17 protein-coding genes are annotated in these 16,130 nt (G+C 61.5%); 11 read left to right on the top strand and 6 right to left on the bottom strand.

Translation table 11 applies throughout. The annotated features are described in order from the left end of the window. The first annotated feature begins 69 nt into the window (after positions 1 to 69). Positions 70 to 582 (top strand): ferritin, encoded by a 513-nt coding sequence (locus Q1M04_RS08095; protein ID WP_204789992.1) that lies wholly within the window; start codon positions 70 to 72, stop codon positions 580 to 582. 73 nt (positions 583 to 655) lie between these two features. Here the strand turns inward: Q1M04_RS08095 and Q1M04_RS08090 are convergent, their stop codons facing one another. Genes Q1M04_RS08090 through Q1M04_RS08075 form a run of 4 tightly spaced genes read right to left on the bottom strand, consistent with a single transcriptional unit; the run spans position 656 to position 5,060 of the window. Further along, on the bottom strand, positions 656 to 1,051 hold the full coding sequence (locus tag Q1M04_RS08090) for a thioesterase family protein (protein ID WP_204789991.1): 396 nt from the start codon (positions 1,049 to 1,051) through the stop codon (positions 656 to 658). 13 nt (positions 1,052 to 1,064) lie between these two features. Next, positions 1,065 to 3,053 carry an extracellular solute-binding protein gene (locus tag Q1M04_RS08085; protein ID WP_297999475.1) on the bottom strand — a complete coding sequence of 663 codons (1,989 nt, stop codon included), beginning with the start codon at positions 3,051 to 3,053 and terminating at the stop codon, positions 1,065 to 1,067. Next, the gene (locus Q1M04_RS08080) at positions 3,050 to 3,904 is read right to left on the bottom strand and encodes an ABC transporter permease (protein WP_295756482.1); all 855 of its coding nucleotides are present in this window, start codon (positions 3,902 to 3,904) and stop codon (positions 3,050 to 3,052) included. The genes Q1M04_RS08085 and Q1M04_RS08080 overlap by 4 nt, the downstream gene beginning before the upstream one ends. Continuing rightward, positions 3,894 to 5,060, bottom strand: coding sequence for an ABC transporter ATP-binding protein (locus Q1M04_RS08075; protein WP_297999477.1), 1,167 nt, complete (start codon positions 5,058 to 5,060; stop codon positions 3,894 to 3,896). Before Q1M04_RS08075 ends, Q1M04_RS08080 begins: the two co-directional genes overlap by 11 nt. Before the next feature lie 328 nt (positions 5,061 to 5,388). Here Q1M04_RS08075 and Q1M04_RS08070 point away from each other — a divergent pair, with 328 nt between their 5' ends. Beyond that, on the top strand, positions 5,389 to 6,189 hold the full coding sequence (locus tag Q1M04_RS08070; protein WP_297999479.1) for a hypothetical protein: 801 nt from the start codon (positions 5,389 to 5,391) through the stop codon (positions 6,187 to 6,189). Then, positions 6,183 to 6,485 carry a PadR family transcriptional regulator gene (locus tag Q1M04_RS08065; RefSeq protein ID WP_297999482.1) on the top strand — a complete coding sequence of 101 codons (303 nt, stop codon included), beginning with the start codon at positions 6,183 to 6,185 and terminating at the stop codon, positions 6,483 to 6,485. The genes Q1M04_RS08070 and Q1M04_RS08065 overlap by 7 nt, the downstream gene beginning before the upstream one ends. A gap of 28 nt (positions 6,486 to 6,513) precedes the next feature. On the opposite strand, the gene Q1M04_RS08060 is transcribed toward Q1M04_RS08065, so the two are convergent. After that, positions 6,514 to 7,476, bottom strand: coding sequence for an RluA family pseudouridine synthase (locus tag Q1M04_RS08060; RefSeq protein WP_295756490.1), 963 nt, complete (start codon positions 7,474 to 7,476; stop codon positions 6,514 to 6,516). A 195-nt stretch (positions 7,477 to 7,671) separates the two neighbouring features. On the opposite strand from Q1M04_RS08060, the gene Q1M04_RS08055 reads away from it, so the two are divergent. The 3 genes from Q1M04_RS08055 (at position 7,672) to rpmF (ending at position 8,954) form a co-directional block, all read left to right on the top strand. Then, positions 7,672 to 8,133, top strand: a complete 462-nt coding sequence (locus Q1M04_RS08055; RefSeq protein WP_297999484.1) for a hypothetical protein — start codon at positions 7,672 to 7,674, stop codon at positions 8,131 to 8,133. Between the two features lie 84 nt (positions 8,134 to 8,217). Then, positions 8,218 to 8,715 (top strand): DUF177 domain-containing protein, encoded by a 498-nt coding sequence (locus Q1M04_RS08050; protein WP_293278380.1) that lies wholly within the window; start codon positions 8,218 to 8,220, stop codon positions 8,713 to 8,715. 44 nt (positions 8,716 to 8,759) lie between these two features. Beyond that, positions 8,760 to 8,954 (top strand): 50S ribosomal protein L32, encoded by a 195-nt coding sequence (rpmF, locus tag Q1M04_RS08045; RefSeq protein ID WP_204789645.1) that lies wholly within the window; start codon positions 8,760 to 8,762, stop codon positions 8,952 to 8,954. A 427-nt stretch (positions 8,955 to 9,381) separates the two neighbouring features. Here the strand turns inward: rpmF and Q1M04_RS08040 are convergent, their stop codons facing one another. After that, positions 9,382 to 10,620, bottom strand: coding sequence for a peptidoglycan-binding protein (locus Q1M04_RS08040; protein WP_297999486.1), 1,239 nt, complete (start codon positions 10,618 to 10,620; stop codon positions 9,382 to 9,384). Positions 10,621 to 10,704: 84 nt separating this feature from the next. Here Q1M04_RS08040 and Q1M04_RS08035 point away from each other — a divergent pair, with 84 nt between their 5' ends. The 5 genes from Q1M04_RS08035 to Q1M04_RS08015 all read left to right on the top strand — a co-directional run bounded on the left by Q1M04_RS08035 (position 10,705) and on the right by Q1M04_RS08015 (position 16,118). Then, positions 10,705 to 12,261, top strand: coding sequence for a S8 family peptidase (locus tag Q1M04_RS08035; protein ID WP_204789647.1), 1,557 nt, complete (start codon positions 10,705 to 10,707; stop codon positions 12,259 to 12,261). A 2-nt stretch (positions 12,262 to 12,263) separates the two neighbouring features. After that, complete coding sequence (locus Q1M04_RS08030) at positions 12,264 to 13,976, top strand: S8 family peptidase (RefSeq protein ID WP_297999488.1); 1,713 nt, start codon at positions 12,264 to 12,266, stop codon at positions 13,974 to 13,976. A 260-nt stretch (positions 13,977 to 14,236) separates the two neighbouring features. Further along, positions 14,237 to 14,614 carry a GntR family transcriptional regulator gene (locus tag Q1M04_RS08025; RefSeq protein WP_204789665.1) on the top strand — a complete coding sequence of 126 codons (378 nt, stop codon included), beginning with the start codon at positions 14,237 to 14,239 and terminating at the stop codon, positions 14,612 to 14,614. Between the two features lie 2 nt (positions 14,615 to 14,616). Continuing rightward, positions 14,617 to 15,474, top strand: a complete 858-nt coding sequence (locus Q1M04_RS08020; protein ID WP_297999489.1) for an ABC transporter ATP-binding protein — start codon at positions 14,617 to 14,619, stop codon at positions 15,472 to 15,474. Then, a complete protein-coding gene (locus tag Q1M04_RS08015; RefSeq protein ID WP_297999492.1) occupies positions 15,462 to 16,118 on the top strand; it encodes an ABC-2 transporter permease in 657 nt (218 codons plus the stop codon). Before Q1M04_RS08020 ends, Q1M04_RS08015 begins: the two co-directional genes overlap by 13 nt. Positions 16,119 to 16,130: the final 12 nt, after the last annotated feature.

The raw sequence follows: 16,130 nt of genomic DNA, 5'->3' as shown, positions 1-16,130 counted from the left end.
GGACTTTTTGCCGGAACGGGTGTACAATCAGCTTGATTCAAACATATAAAGAAGGGAGCAGCCACAATTATGCTGAGTGAAAAGGTCGCCGCCCTGCTGAACGAGCAGGTCAACAAGGAGTTCTACTCCGCCTACCTGTACCTGGACTTCTCCAATTACTTCGAGGCCCGGGGCTTGGACGGCTTCGCCAACTGGTACAAGATTCAGGCCCAGGAGGAGCGGGATCACGCCATGCTGTTCTACCAGTACCTCCACAACAACAACGCCAAAGTCACCCTGGGGGCCATTGCCCAGCCGGACAAGGTGCTGGACAGCGACATGACTGTGCTGAAGGCGGGGCTGGAGCATGAGATCTATGTCACCGGCCTCATCAACACCATCTACGCCGCCGCCTATGAGGAGAAGGACTTCCGTACCATGCAGTTCCTGGACTGGTTTGTCAAGGAGCAGGGCGAGGAGGAGGACAACGCCAACGACCTGATCTCCAAGATGGAGCTTTTCGGCTCCGATCCCAAGAGCCTGTACATGCTCAACAGCGAGCTGGCGGGCCGCGTTTACAACGCGCCGTCCCTGGTGCTGTAAGCCCTGGTTAAAACAAAGAAAACGAGGCCCGGAGGAATTTCCTCCGGGCCTCGCTTTCATAGAGTCCATGGATTCACTTGTCCAGCTTGGCATTGCACTTCGCCAGGAATTTCTCGTTTCCAATGATGGCCCGGGTGTGGGCCCCCTTGCCGATGGGCCCCTTTTCGTCCCAGGCGGAAACCTGAAAGTCCACCATCCGGCCGTTTTCCGACACGGCGGTGATCTCCGCCTCGGCATAGACCTTCATGCCCACGGGAGTAGGGGCGTCGTGGCTGATGTCCAAATGGGTGCCCACGCTGCCCTGGCCCTCTTCCAGGAAGGTCTGGAGAGCCGTCATGGCGGCGTTTTCCATCATGGCGGCCATAAAGGGCGTGCCGAACACCGGCAGGGCCCCGGAGCCGATGGCCCCGGCGGTGAGCTCCCGGGTGACGGTCTGCTCTAGGCGGCATTTCGTTCCGATCAAAATCATGGGGGAGTCCTCCTTAAATACCCAATTCCGTCCAAAGGTCGTTGTAGAGCTTCCGGGTTTCCAGGGGCAGGACCAGATAGGCCTCGCAGCGGTCCAGCACTTCCTGCGGCGCGGCGATGATGTCATAGGCCTCCTGGCCCAGCTCCTCCCCGTAGAGCTCCTCGTAGTAGGCGGGATACTGCTCCAGCGCCTCCTGGTTGGGAGAGGCGTACCAGAGGTAGTCCATGTTGGCGAGGTTCGCCTCGGTGGAGGCGATGAAGTTGATCCACGCCATGGCCTCCTCATAGTTGGGGGCGTTTTTCAGCACGCACATGGCGTCCATAAACCAGTTGGAGCCCTCCTCGGGAACCACGAAGGCCAGATCCTCGTTGTTTTCCAGCATGGTGAGGTAGTCCCCGGCGTAGTACACGCCGATGGCGGCGTTGCCGCCCTCCAGCTTTTGGAAGATCTCGTCCATGACGAAGGACTGGTATACCCCCCGGTTCTTGGCGTCCTTGAGGAGCTGGAACGCCTCCCGGAGCTCCGACTCGTCGGTGGTGTTCAGGGAGTAGCCCAGGTAGCTCAGGGCCGTGGCCATGGCGTCCCGGGAATTGCGGAACATCAGCACGTTTCCGGCATAGCGGTCGTCGAATAGGGCGGACCAGCTGGTGATGGGCTCCTCCACCATGGAAGTGTTGTAGATGATGCCCACGGTGCCCCAGGCGTAGGGGACGGTGTAGCGCTCCTGGGGGTCATAGGTCAGGCCCTTGAAGCGGTCTGAAATCAGGCCGTAGTTGGGAATCCGGCTATAGTCCAGCTCCGCCAGCATGTCCTCCTCAATGAGCTGGGAGATCATGTAGTCGGAGGGGACGATGACGTCATAGTCCCCCGCTCCGCTTTTCAGAAGAGAGTATAGGGCCTCGTTGCTTTCGGCGGTCTGGTAGTTGACGGCGATGCCGGTTTCCTCTTCAAACTGGGTGATGAGGTCCTCGTCAATATACTCGCCCCAGCTGCACACGTTCACCACCGGCTGGGCGTTGGTGGCTCCGGTGAGGAGGACAACCGCGATGAGGAAGGAGGCGGTCAGAACCACCGCCGCCCCCCGGCGGAAGACCCGCCCCTTGGGAGTGTCCAGCATTTGGGTCAGCTTCCGGGAGATGGGGCGGCGCTCCTCGCCGCTGCGCTCCGCCCGGGCCTCCCGGAGGTTTACAATCACCAGCAGGGCCAGCACCGTCACAAAGAGCAGGGTGGACACGGCGTTGATCTCCGGCGTTACCCGCTTTTTCGTCATGCCGTAGATGGTCATGGCCAGGGTGGAGCTGGAGGACCCGGCGGTGAAATAGCTGATGATGAAATCGTCCACGCTCATGGTGAAGGCCGTCAGGGCCCCGGAGGCGATGCCGGGCTTGATCTCCGGCAGGATCACCTTCCAGAACGCCTGCATCCAGGTGCAGCCCAGGTCCTGGGCGGCGTCCACCAGGTTCTTGTCCATCTGCCGGAGCTTGGGGCCCACGGAGAGGATCACATAGGGGATGTTAAAGGTGACGTGGGCAATGAGCAATGTGCCGAAGCCCAGGGTCAGCCGCTCCGGCAGGACCACCACGCGCTGGACGCTGTTGAACCAAACGGAGAAGTCGCCCCAGAAGGTGAAAAAGGCGACGAAAAACAGGCACATGGCCACGCCCGTCACAATGTCGGCGTTCATCATAGGGATGCTGTTGACCGTGTTCAGCGCCGTCCGGGTCCGCCGCCGGAGGCTGTAAAAGCCGATGGCGGCGAAGGTCCCCGCCACAGTGGCGATGGCGGTTGCCAGCAGGGAGACCAGGAGCGTGGTGTACACGCTGCGCATAATGAGCCGGTTCTGGAACAGGGATTTGTACCAGTCCAGGGAAAAGCCGGTCCAGACGATGTTGCTGTTGCCTTTGTTGAAGGAGAAGACAATCAGCAGAAAAATGGGCGCGTAGAGGAACAGGAAGACCAGGGCCATCAGGGCCCGGCTGCCCAGGCGGTTTCGTCTTTTCATAGGATCACCGCCTGTTCCTCGCCCTCGCCGAAGCGGTTCATGACCACCATGCAGACGACGACGATGACCATCATCACCAGGGAGATGGCGGCCCCCAGCTGGGGATTGTAGGCCCCGCCCAGGAACTGCTGCTCGATCAGGTCCCCCAGCAGAAGATCCGTCCCGCCGCCCAGCATCTTGCTGATGGCGAAGGTGGAGACGGAGGGGACGAAGACCATGGTGATGCCGGAGAGAACCCCCGGCAGGGAAAGGGGCAGAATGACCCGGCGGAACACGTTCACGCCGTCCGCCCCCAGGTCCCGGGCGGCCTCTACCAGGGAGCCGTCCAGCTTGACGATAACGGAGTAGATGGGCAGAATCATGAAGGGCAGGTAGTTGTATACCATGCCCAGCACCACCGCCCCCTGGGTGTTCATCATGGGGAAGTACTCCAGGCTGGTGCCGAAGAGGCTGTTGTACAGGCTGAGGAGGCCGGTCTTTTGAAAGACCTGGTTCAAAAGCCCGTTATTCTCCAGAATGGACATCCAGGAGTAGGTCCGAAGCAGGAAGTTGATCCACATGGGCAGCATGATAAGCACCATGGCCGCCCGCTGGAAGCGCTCGCCCTCCCGGCTCATCATATAGCTCACCGGGTAGCCGATAACCAGGCAGATCAGCGTGGCGATGAGGGCCAGCTTGAAGGACCGGCCAAAGACCACGGCGTAGGTGCCCATCTTGGAGAAGTTCTCCAGGGTGAAGCCGCCCAGGTCGTTGGAAAAGGCGTAGACCACCACCAGCACGATGGGGGCTACCACGAAAAGGGCCATCCAGATAACATAGGGGATGGCGAATCGGGAGAGCTTAGGCTTCATCTCCGCCCTCCTCCGGTTCCACCGTGTCCAGCTCGTCGTACTCGTCGGAGAAGGAGGAGTAGTCGCCGTACAGGCCGGAGTACCGGCTTTTTTTCATGACGTGGATGCCGTCGGGATCGATTTTGATGCCGATGCGGGCCCCCACGGGGGAGTGGTCCGTGGTCTGAATCAGCCACTTGAAGCCCCGGAAGTCCACAATGATGTCATACTGCATCCCCTTAAAGGTGACGTTGGTGACGGTGCCCGTCAATTGCCCCTGCTCCACGGGGACGATGTCGATGTCCTCGGGCCGGATGACCACGTCCACCGGCTCGTTTTCGGAAAAGCCCCCGTCCAGGCAGGGGAACTGGCGGCCGTACATCTGGACCAGCCTGTCTTGGACCATGACGCCGTCGATGATGTTGGATTCCCCGATGAAGTCCGCCACAAAGGCGTTTTTCGGCTCGTTGTAAATATCCTCGGGGGTGCCGATCTGCTGGATGGTGCCCTTGTCCATGACCACGATGGTGTCGGACATGGTCAGGGCTTCCTCCTGATCGTGGGTGACATATATAAAGGTGATGCCCACCTGCTGCTGGATGCGTTTGAGCTCGATCTGCATGTCCTTGCGGAGCTTGAGATCGAGGGCCCCAAGGGGTTCGTCCAGAAGCAGCACCTTGGGCCGGTTTACCAGCGCCCGGGCGATGGCCACCCGCTGCTGCTGGCCGCCGGAAAGGGCGTCCGTCCGCCGGTTTTCAAAGCCCTTCAAACTCACGGCCTCCAGCATCTCCAGGACGCGCTGCCGGATTTCCTCCTCCGGGAGCTTCGTCTTCCGCTTGGGGTCCGAAGGGTCCGGCCTTCGCTGCATCCGAAGGCCGAAAGCGACGTTTTCAAAGACGTTCAGATGAGGGAAAAGCGCGTACTTCTGAAACACCGTGTTGATCTGCCGCTTGTAGGGCGGGACATCGTTAATCCTCACACCGTCGAAGAGGACGTCTCCCGACAGTGGTGCCGTGAAGCCGCCGATAATCCGCAGCGAGGTGCTCTTGCCGCACCCGCTGGGCCCTAGCAGTGTGAGGAATTCCTTGTCATTGATATAAAGGTTTAAGTGATCGAGAACCAGCTCGTCGTCGTACGCCATGCAGAGATCCCGCAGGCGAATCAACTCTTTGGACATGTATCCTCCCCCGTTTCTTTTCTTGAAAGAAAAGAAACAAAAGAACTTTCGCGCGCTACGGGGTCTGGTGGTTGATTTAGCCGAAGCGACGGCAACCAAGCGCGGTTTATTCCTTGTAACTCTTCTTTCCATCGCTTGAGATTTGAATTTCCGTCGAAATTCAGCGATACCTGCATGATAACGGAAGCGACCTGAAATGTCAAGGGAATTGTTGGACGGGGACTATTGATTTTTTTACAGTAGTTTCCTTGACTTTTGCCGGGCAGGGAAGTATACTGAAAAAAACGGCTACTGAGAAATTTACAGTAGTGCCGAAAGGAGCGGTTTTATGGGTTGGGATTATCTCTCCCGGCTGAGCCGGGCGGCGCGGTGGTATCTGCCTCCGGCGGAGGCGGCGGAGGTGCTGGAGGACTACCGGGAAATCGTGGCGGGCAGGTCGGAAGAGGAGCTGCGGCGGGACCTGGGGACGCCCCGAGCGGCAATGCGCCAATTGGCCCAGCCGAAGGCTTACCGCCAGTGGCTGGCGGTATTTGGGACACTATCGGTCTGCTTACTTTTGCCTATGGTGGATGTGGTTGAGACAGAGTTTTCAATGCTGCTGTTTGAGCTGTCCAGAGATGGGCGTTTTTTGACAAATGGCGTCTCGGTGACCTCTCAGCTTACCGTGCTGCTGTTTCCCGCCGGGGCAGTTCTGTCCTTTGTCTGGTTTCGACGCACTGGTGAAAAGGGGAAAGCGTTGCCCAGGAGGATTCTGATATTGCTGTCCATCCTGCTTCTGGGAATGACATGGGTGTGTTTTTTGGCGTGGACGATCCTGACGGAACAGTGGGACGTGCTCAATTTCCTGTTTCCCCAATATGGGTACACAGTAACCCAGGTGTTGGCCCTGGATATCCTAGTTGCGGAAGCGGCAGGAATGGCTGGCCTGATAAAAGCCCGCCTGGGGGACCGCCGCTGGCTGGCGGTGTATATGATGAGTCTGGCCGGGGCCGGGCTGGCTATCTTCCTCTGGAGGATGCTGACCTGTATGAGCTATGACCCCAGCGCCAACTGGCAGTTCCCCTATTGGATACGGCTTGTGTTCATCACCCTCGTGGGCCTCCTTGGAACGGGGGTATCCCTATGCTGAAAAAAGACCTCCTGGAGCTCTGCCTCCTCCACCTGATGGCCCAGGGGGACCAGTACGGCTATGAGCTCCTGCGCCAGCTCCACGGGGTGTTTCCGGATACCCAGGAAAGCGCCATTTACGCCATTCTCCGGGGCCTATGCCGGGAGGGGTATACGGAGCGTTACCAGGGGGAGACCTCCGGCGGCCCGGCGAGGAAGTACTACCGCCTGACGGAGGCGGGCAAAGCCCGCCATGCCGCCCTGTTGGAGACCTGGCGGGAGACCCGGGACGCTTTGACGGCCCTGGGCATCGAATAGGAAAAGCCCGCCCATATGGGCGGGCTTTTTAATCATGGGGGAAATACTTCTCTTGAAATGGCACATCCTCAACCATAAACTCCCGTCCCCGGAGATAGTTCAGCGCCCCCGCGTCCGTGGGGAACGGGAACCCCAGCTTATAGGCGTACAGCGCCTGCCGGGTCTCCAGGTACTTCCGGTTCACGGCCCCGTTTCCATATTTCCCGTCTCCCAGCAGCGGGCAGCCGATTTCCGCCATAGACGCCCGAATCTGGTGGGTCCGCCCCGTCAGCAGACGGCACTCCACCAGGGACAGCTCTCCCCGGGTTTCCAGGGTCCGGTACAGCGTGGCGGCGGACTTCCCCCCGGGGACGGGACGGCGGTAGAAGGCCACCTGCTTTTTCGCCTCGTCTTTTAATAGAAAGCCCTCGATCTTCCCCTCCGCCGGACGGGGGCGGCCCACCGTCACGCAGAGATAGGATTTCTCCAGCTCGTGGGCCCGGATTTTCTCGTTGAGTATCCGCAGGGTTTCCGCGTTTTTGGCGGCAATGACCATGCCTCCGGTGTTCCGGTCGATGCGGTTGCACAGGGCCGGAGCGAAGGCATGCTCGTCCCGGGGGCTCCACTCCCGCTTTTGATAGAGGTACGCCTGGATGTGGTTGATGAGGGTGTTGACCTTTTCCGTCTCGTCGGCGTGGACCACCAGGCCGGGGCGCTTGTCCACCAGGAGGAGGTTTTCATCCTCATAGACGATGCTCAGCCGGGGCTGGAAGATGGAGAGGAAGAGATTTTCCTCTTTGGGCTTGTCAAAGAACTCGTCGTTGATGTATAATTGCAGAATATCCCCCGCCTGGAGGCGGGCGTCCCTCTTGGAGCCCTTGCCGTTGACCTTCACCCGCTTGAGGCGGATGTATTTTTGCAGCAGGGCAGGGGGGAGGAGGGGCAGATTCTTGGCGACAAAACGGTCCAAACGCTGCCCGGCGTCGTTTTTTCCGATGGTGAGCTCCCGCATGGCGGACCTCCTGAAAGCGTTTTGTCCATCATACCCGTTTTGCGGGAAAATGTAAAGAATATTAAAGAGGAAAGCGGAGACGGAGAACCTGGGCGCGGCCCTTCCATGGCTTGCGCTGGGCTTGCCGGCGGGATGAGATAATCGATAGAAGACGGTAAGGCGGCGGGGGTCCCCGCCGGAGAAGGAGGAAGAACCATGAGGGAAGTGAGCGCGGAAACCCTGCTGGCCGCCATTCAGGATGGGAAGCCTTGGCTGGCCCGGTTTACCGGGAAGGAATTTGACAAGGCGTATCAGGAGTACCGGGAGCGGTACGCCGCCCTCTTCCGGGAGGCGGCGCTGGCGGACGGAGAGGAGGGCATCGAGGCTCTGGCGGAGGTTCTGCTGGACGGCCTGGCGGAGGGCTGGAAACGGCAGAAGCCCTGGAACCGCTCCTTGGCCATGCTGAACGACAAGCAGATGATTGTCTGCTTCCTGGGCCCCATGCTGATGGAGGACCCGGTCTGCGCCCCGCTGGAGGAAAAGCTCCGGGAGGGCTGGGCCGCCCGGTGGCCTAAGGAGGCGTATAAGACCCCCTCCCTGGCGAAGCTCCGCAAGGGCTTTCGGCCCACGTTCCTGGGGATCACCCTGCCCTTTGGGGGCAGAGACGAGGAAGAATAAAAAAGAGGGCAAAAAACGAAAAAATTGTTTGACATTGGCGGGACCATCCTTTATAATACGTAAGGTATCGTTGCGAGGTAGCTTATGGTAATTGATGTAAGACCCATACTCCACACCCCTGGCAAGCGGCTGGACTTCCGGTTTGAGCTGGACCTGTCCGGCCTGGAGTTCGACGGACGAAGGCCCGTTTCCCGTCCGGTGGCGGTGGAGGGAGAGATCCGCAACACGGCGGACCTGCTGGAGCTGGAGCTGACGGCCCGGACCACGCTGGACGCGGTCTGCGACCGCTGTGGGAAGGAGTTTTCCCTGGAAAAGGAGATCTCCTATGGCTGTATGCTGGCAGAGGAGCTCCAGAACGAGGAGAGCGACGAGATCGTCCTGCTGGAGGACGGAAAGACGGACGCGGGCGACCTGGCCCGGACGGCCTTCATCCTCGGCATGGACAGCAAAATTTTGTGTTCGGAAGATTGCAAGGGACTGTGCCCCCGGTGCGGCGCCGATTTGAATCTCGGCCCCTGCTCCTGTAAGAGGGAACCGGACCCCCGGCTGGCGGCCCTGGCAAGCCTTTTGGATAAGAAATAACGAGAAGCGCTCCGCGCCTTTTTGTATGAGTAGGAGGTGTCACAATGGCAGTACCCAAGGGTAAAGTATCCAAAGCGAGAAGGGACAAGCGGCGCAGCTCCACCTGGAAGCTGACGGCCCCCAATCTGGTCGTGTGCCCGAAATGCGGTGCGATGCACCTGCCCCACAGAATGTGCCAGGAGTGCGGTACTTACAACGGCCGGGAGATCAAGGTCGTGAAGTCCGTCGTCTCGAAGTAAGTTCTGTTGGATCAAGAGAGAGGAGTTTGTCTCCCCTCTCTTTTTTCTTAAAGGAGAAAGGAGAATGCCCTATGCGTTCCACCAAGCGTCCCCGGCGGCCGGTCCGCCGTTACCGCTCTTTGCTGTTCCCCGGCATCGCCCTGCTGGCGGTGTTCCTGTTTTGGGCGGCTTTCCTGCCGCCGGGGATTTGAACCCGGCATCCGGAGTGGAAAGGGGGGAAAGGCCCGCCCCGCGCAAGAATGCCGCTAAAAATGACCGTTCAGAGCGTTTAAAAACCATGATCTTCATTATTTGAGCCGCTTTTTTAGAGCCTGCCGGGCATGAGGGGAATATCTGAAGTCCAAAGAAGGACCGCCTCGGAACGATGTTCCGAGACGGTCCTTCCTGCTTGAAGAGAGGCGGGGAGACTGCGGCGGGATGAAGCCCTTCACGCCATCTGGGACACCGCCACGAATACATTGGAGATCTCATACCAGACGGCGAAGTCCACACTTCCCGTCTGGGGCAGGTGGAAGATTTTCTGGAACTCCGTCACCGCCGCCTGGGTGGCGGGGCCATAGACGCCGTCCGCCGGGATCTTGGGAATGGCGGGGAAATTGTCCGCGATGCGGTTGAGCTGGACTTGAATGGTCCGCACCGCTTCCCCCTCGCTGCCCAGGGTCAGCACCTCCCCGCCGTAGGACAGGGGGACGCCCTCCACCTTCTCCGCGCTTTTGAGGTAGATTTCCGAGCCGTAGTACTTTTTCAGGATGCTCACCGCGTCCCAGCCCTGCTCCCCAAGCGCTTGAGAGCCCCACTGGCTCAGACCGCTGCACTGTGTCCGCCGCCCGTCGCAGTACTGGGTGAACAGGGGCTGGGCGATGCCCTCCTTGGTGACGTAGGTGGTGAAGAGATCGTCCACCACCACGCCGATCTCCTCGAAGATGGTCCGCCCGTGGGAGTAGGACTGGTCGAAAGCCGTGGAGCTGGTGACGGTGAAGTCATAGCCTTTTCCCCGGTACCACTCTGTGTAGACCCGGTTTAGAGTAAAGGAAGTAATGGCCAGCACGTTGGCCTTAATGGCCTCCGTCCGCCAGGTGGAGTAGATTTCACTGCACGCCACGTTTTTCACGTAGTCCTTGAACCGGACCCAGTAATTCCGGGCGGACGCGTCCTCGGGCCGCCCGTCGTGGACCACCACAAACTCCGGGATCACCGGCTCCGGCAGGACGACCAGTCCCTCCGGCTCCGGCAGGGGCTTGACCTCTGCCTCCTCCGGGCGGCTGGAGGGCTCCCCCCACAGGGCGTGAGGGGCTAAGAGCACATTGTGTACATTGAAGCCCCCGGACCGGGCCGGGGCTAGGGGGGCCCGCTGGATGGACCGCCCGGCGGGCAGCAGTTCCACCCCGCCCAGGTGGAGGGTCTCCCGCTCCGGGGCGAAGACGGTGACGTTGTAGACGGCGTAGGGCCGCTGCTCCGCTGCCCCCTCCTCCACAGACCACTCCATGGGGGGCGCGGGCAGCTCGATAAAGGGCGTCTGGCCCGAGGCGTCGGTGGCCGCTTCCTCCAGCACCCTGCCGTCCGTGGGGTCCGTAATGCGGACCCGGGCCTCTGGGATAGGGTCCGGGGTCTCCCCGGCCGTGACAAAGATCTGCAAGCTGCCCTTGTCCGTATAAGTTGGATTCATAAGGCTGCTCCTCCTTTCCGTATACTATCCTATGCGGGCGGGGCATTCCGGACACCGCCCAAAGCATCGGGACAGGAGGGCTGTATGGAATACATCATCAAATACACGGGGGATATCCTCTCCCTGGGCTATCCCACGGAGCTGCTGGACGCCCAGTTTGCCATCATGGAGCTGGAGGAGGAGTCCCCGGAGCGGCTGCTGGCCCACTGGCAGGTCACCTGCTATGAGCCCGCCCGGCGGCTCAGCAGCCTGGCGGATCGGAGTCTGGAGGCATCCTGCATCCCTCCGGTCCAGCGGGAGACCGGCCTGGGGCTGACGGGGCAGGGGGTGCTCATCGGCTTTGTGGACTCCGGACTGGATCTGCGGCACCCGGAATTTCTGGCAGACGACGGCTCCAGCCGCATTGTGGGCCTCTGGGACATGACGGCCCAGGGCACGCCACCCAGAGGCTTCCTCCACGGAGCGGCCTATACCAAGGCGGAAATCGCCACCGGCTTGGTGGACTCCCCCGACGAGACCGGCCACGGCACCGCCGTCGCCGCCATTGCCGCCGGGCGGAGCGGAGCGGCCCCGGGGGCCTCCATCGCCGCCGTGAAGCTTTCAAGCTCCCGGACCACGGACATCATGCGGGCGGTGAAGTACCTGCTGGACCAGGCGGAGGAGCGGCGGATGCCCTGCGTGGTGAACCTGAGCTACGGCACCAACTGCGGTTCCCACCAGGGGCAGTCCCTCTTTGAGGCTTACATCGACCAATCTTCCCAGCGGGGGCGGAGCGTGGTGGTCTGCGCCGCCGGGAACGAGGGCAGCGGGGCCCACCACTTCCGGGGGCGGCTGGTGGAAAACGAGACCCTGGACGCGGAATTCACCGTCTCCACCCAGCGGCCCCAGATTTACCTCTCCCTTTGGAAGAACTTCGCCGACGAGGCGGTGTTCGAGCTGGTCCTTCCCAACGGCCAGACCACCGGCCCCCTGACGGAGGGGACCCGCTTCCTCCGCTTCGGCCCCATCCGGGCGGCGATTTTCTACGGCGTGCCTACCCACTACACCGCCACGCAGGAGGCCCTGTTCCTTCTGGACGCGCCGCCGGGAGGGCTGGACGGCCTCTGGAAGCTCCGGTGCCACGGCAAGAAGGTGGCCGACGGCCGCTTCGACGTGTGGCTGCCCACCATTGAGGAGGTCAGCGACCGCACCGCCTTCCTCCAGCCGGAGCCGGATCTGACCATCACCCTTCCCGCCACGGCGCTGTACCCCATCTCCGTGGGGGGCTTCCGGCCGGAGACGGAGACGGTGAGCCCCTTCTCCGGCCGGGGGGACCAGGACTGCGCGGGCCGGGTGCTCCTGGATCTGACGGCCCCGGCGGAGGCGGTCCGCTCCGCCAAGCCGGGGGGCGGCTACGACGTCTTCACCGGCACCAGCATGGCGGCCCCCTTTGTCTCCGGGTCGGCAGCGCTGATGATGGAGTGGGGCATCGTCCAGGGAAACGACCCGTTTCTCTACGGCCAGCGGGTGAAGGCGTTTTTATGCAAGGGGGCCCTCCGCAGCCCCTTCCTGTCGTACCCAAATCCTCTTTGGGGCTATGGGCGGCTGAACCTCTGCGGAACCATGAACGAACTGGTCAGTCATTTGGAAAGGGGGCTTTAACCATGGCCTTATCTCCCGAGGCGATGGCTTTCATTCAAGCGCCGGACACCGTGGACTTCGTCACCCGTGCTACGGACGCTTTTTTTGCCTACGTTCAGCGATCAAACGAGGTGGTCATCGGGCAGTTTCTCTCCGGGCGCTATGTCCTGGGCTACATCAAGCAGGAGAATTTCCACCACCTGGAGGAGGCCCTGGGCACCGCCTTCGTCAGCTCCGTCTCCGTGGTGCTGGGGCTTTTGGACCGTCCCGCCCTGGAGGCGGCGGGGATCTCCCAGGTCCAGAGCCAGCCCTACCTGAACCTGAAGGGGCGGGGGGTGCTCATCGGCTTCCTGGATACCGGCATCGACTACACCCAAAGCGTCTTCCGCTATGAGGACGGCAGCAGCCGGATTCAATCTATCTACGACCAGACCGTGGACGGTCCTCCGCCGGAGGGCTTCCTCCTGGGCCGGGAGTACTCCAACGCGGAGATCAACGCCGCCCTGGCCTCTCAGGACCCCTACGCCATCGTGCCCCAGCGGGACGAGGACGGCCACGGCACCTTCCTGGCCTCCGTGGCGGCGGGGCGGCAGACGGAGGACTTCTCCGGTGCGGCCCCGGACGCGGAGATCATCGCCGTGAAGCTGAAAAAGGCCCGGCCCTTTTACCGGGAGCGCTACTGCGTCCCGGTGGACCAGGAGCACGCCTATGAGTCCAGCGCCGTCATGGTGGGCGTGGAGTACATTCTCCACAAGGCCCGGCAGCTGGGCCGCCCGGTGGTCATCTGCATCGGCCTTGGCACCAACGCCGGGGGCCACGACGGGGTCAGCGTTTTTGAGGAGTACCTGGGTGGCGCGTCCCTTCAGGCGGGGGTGTGCCTCTGCGCCGCGGCGGGAAACGAGGCCGAGGCCCGGCACCACACCGGCGGCGTCCTCCTGCCCGGGGAGGCGCCGGGCACCGTGGATTTGAAGGTGGGGGAAAACGCCGGGGATGTGTATATGGCGGTGTGGAACACCGTGGCGGACCGGCTGTCCGTCTCCGTCCGGTCCCCCTCCGGGGAGCTGGTGGGCCGGGTGCCCGCCAAGCCGGGCATCGGCCCCGCCGCCGACGTGAAGCTGGTGCTGGAGGCGGCCCGGGTCCAGATCGAGTACCACTTCCCCGTGGAGGGCAGCGGGGGACAGCTGACGGTGATCCGCATTCTGGGGGCCACTCCGGGGGTGTGGACCATCCAGCTCCACGGGGATATTCTGCTCAACGGCAGATATCAGGTGTGGCTGCCCATGACGGGCTTCGTCTCCCCGACGGTAGAGTTCCTGGCGGCCACGCCGGACTACACCGTCACCAGCCCCGCCTCCGCCGTGGGGGTGATCTGCTGCGGGGCCTATGACAGCAACAACAAAAGCCTCTACGCCAAGAGCTCCCGGGGCCCCGCCTGGGACGGACGGATTCTTCCGGACCTGACAGCCCCCGGCGTGGGAGTCGGAGGCATCTACCCCTATGGGCCGGGCCTTATGAGCGGCACCAGCGCGGCGGCGGCGGTGCTGGCGGGGACCTGCGCCCTGCTGCTCCAGTGGGGCGTCCGGGAGGGAAACGAACCGGCCATGGGGACCTATCAGATTCGGGCGTATCTCATCCGGGGCTGTCTCCGGCGGCCGGATATGGAGTATCCCAACAACCAGTGGGGCTATGGGTCCATTCAATTGATGCAGACCTTCCATTTGATGCGGGAGCTGTGAGAGGAGGCACCGGCGGGAAATCTCAGTGTGATTCCCGCCGGGTGCTTTTCCAAATCATAGACGCCTCTATTAAGCCTTGTTTGGAAAATGGCAAAACGCCGTCTTGGGCACCTTTTTCCGCCAATTTTCAAACAAGGCCTAAGTGGAGGCCAAATTTTTTCTCTTTTTTCATATTCCCTCTTGACAAACGGCCTTCATGCGTCTATAGTGTACTTAACGAACCAGTACGCAAGGTACGGACAATACAAGGAGGCGATCCTATCGACATTCTCATCAGCAACAGCAGCGGCAAACCGATTTATGAGCAGATTTGCCAGCAGATCAAAACGCAGATTATGGACGGAACCTTAACCGCCGGGGAGGCCCTGCCCTCTATGCGGGCCCTGGCGAAGGAGCTCCACCTCAGCGTTATCACGGTCCAGCGGGCCTATGAGGACCTGACCCGGGACGGCTTCATCGAGACGGTCTCCGGCAAGGGCAGCTTTGTGGCGGCGCAAAATCAGGAGTTTATCCGGGAGGAGCGGCTCCGGGAGGCGGAGGGCCTGCTGCAAAGGGCGGCGGAGCTGGGCCGCTCCCACGGCATCCCGCTGGAGAAACTGACGGGCATCCTGACATTGTTTTATGAAGAAGGAGATTGAGCATGGAAAACAGCATTTTGGTCCGGGACCTCACCAAGCGCTTCCCGGGCTTCACCCTGGACCGCGTGTCTTTTCAGGTGCCCAAGGGCCGCATAGTGGGCTTTATCGGGGAAAACGGCGCGGGGAAGAGCACCACCATCCGCCTGATTTTAAACGACCTGAAAAAAGACGGCGGGACCGTGGAGCTTCTGGGCCGGGATCATACTGACCCCGCCGTGAAAAACGACCTGGGCGTGGTGTTCGACGCCTGTAATTTCCCGGAGGCCTTCACGCCTCTGGACGTGGAAAAAGTCCTCTCCGGGGTGTATTCCGTCTGGGACGGCCAGGCGTACCGAGGCTATTTGAAGCGCTTCGCCCTGCCGGAGCGGAAGCGGGTCAAAACCTTCTCCAAGGGCATGAAGATGAAGCTGTCCATTGCTGCCGCCTTGGCCCACCGGCCCCGGCTGCTGATTCTGGACGAGGCCACGGCGGGCCTGGACCCGGTGATCCGGGACGAGATTCTGGACATCCTGCTGGATTTTATCCAGGACGAGGAGCATTCCGTGTTCTTCTCCTCCCATATCACCTCGGATATCCAGAAGATCGCCGACTATGCGGTGCTGATCCACCAGGGGAAGATCGTCTTCGAGGAGGAGAAGGACGTGCTTCTGGACCAATACGGCATCCTCCGCTGCGGCAAGGGCACGGAGGTGGAGCGGCCGGACTACATTGTCCGCCGGGAGACGGGAGTCAGCGCGGAGTACCTGGTCCGGGACCGGGCCGAAGCCGGGAGGAAGTATCCCAAGGCCGTGGCGGACGCCGCGTCCCTGGAGGACATCATGCTGTTTTATATCAAGGGGGAAGCGTCATGCGAGGAATGATTTACAAGGACCTGTGCCTGTTTTTCAAGGGGTTCGACAAAGTGGTCCTGGCGGTGCTGGGGGGAATCCTGGCCGTGTTTTGGTTCGAGAGCGGCGTTTACGCCGGGATGCTGTTCTCGTTCGCCCTGGATATGATGGTGGGCGTACTGCACCTCACAGCCCTGGAGAAGGAGGAGAAGACGGCCTGGAGGAGCTATCAGCGGACCATGCCGGTGGGTGTGGGGAAGGTGATGGCGGGGAAGTACGCCGCCGTGCTGCTGACGGTGCCGGTCAGCGTGGCGGGGGCCGTGGTATCGAATCTGGCGTCCTTCGCCGTGTATGGGACCTTTTTGCCGGAGGCGCTGGAACTGTCCGTAGCGGCGGCTGTCATCGTTCCCCCGGTCTTCGCAATGTTCAGCCTGCCTTTTTACTACTGGTTTGGAAACCAGATTGCCCAGTTTACCAGTTTTCCCCTGGCCTTCCTGCTGTTTTTCGCCATCAAGAATTTTGAGGACGGCAAGTGGGCCGTGGCAGACCTGGAGGGCCTGGTGAGCCTGGCGGGGGACCCCGGCTTCCTCCTGCTGATGGGGGCGCTGGCCCTAGCGGGGATGTTCCTTCTCTCCCTGGCCCTCAGCGCTGCCGGGTACCGCTGGGGGAGGCGTTGAGATTAGGCGGAG

The sequence above is a fragment of the uncultured Oscillibacter sp. genome, from assembly GCF_950073225.1.
Lineage (GTDB): Bacteria > Bacillota > Clostridia > Oscillospirales > Oscillospiraceae > Oscillibacter.
This window is presented reverse-complemented; position numbering and strand designations above follow the sequence as displayed.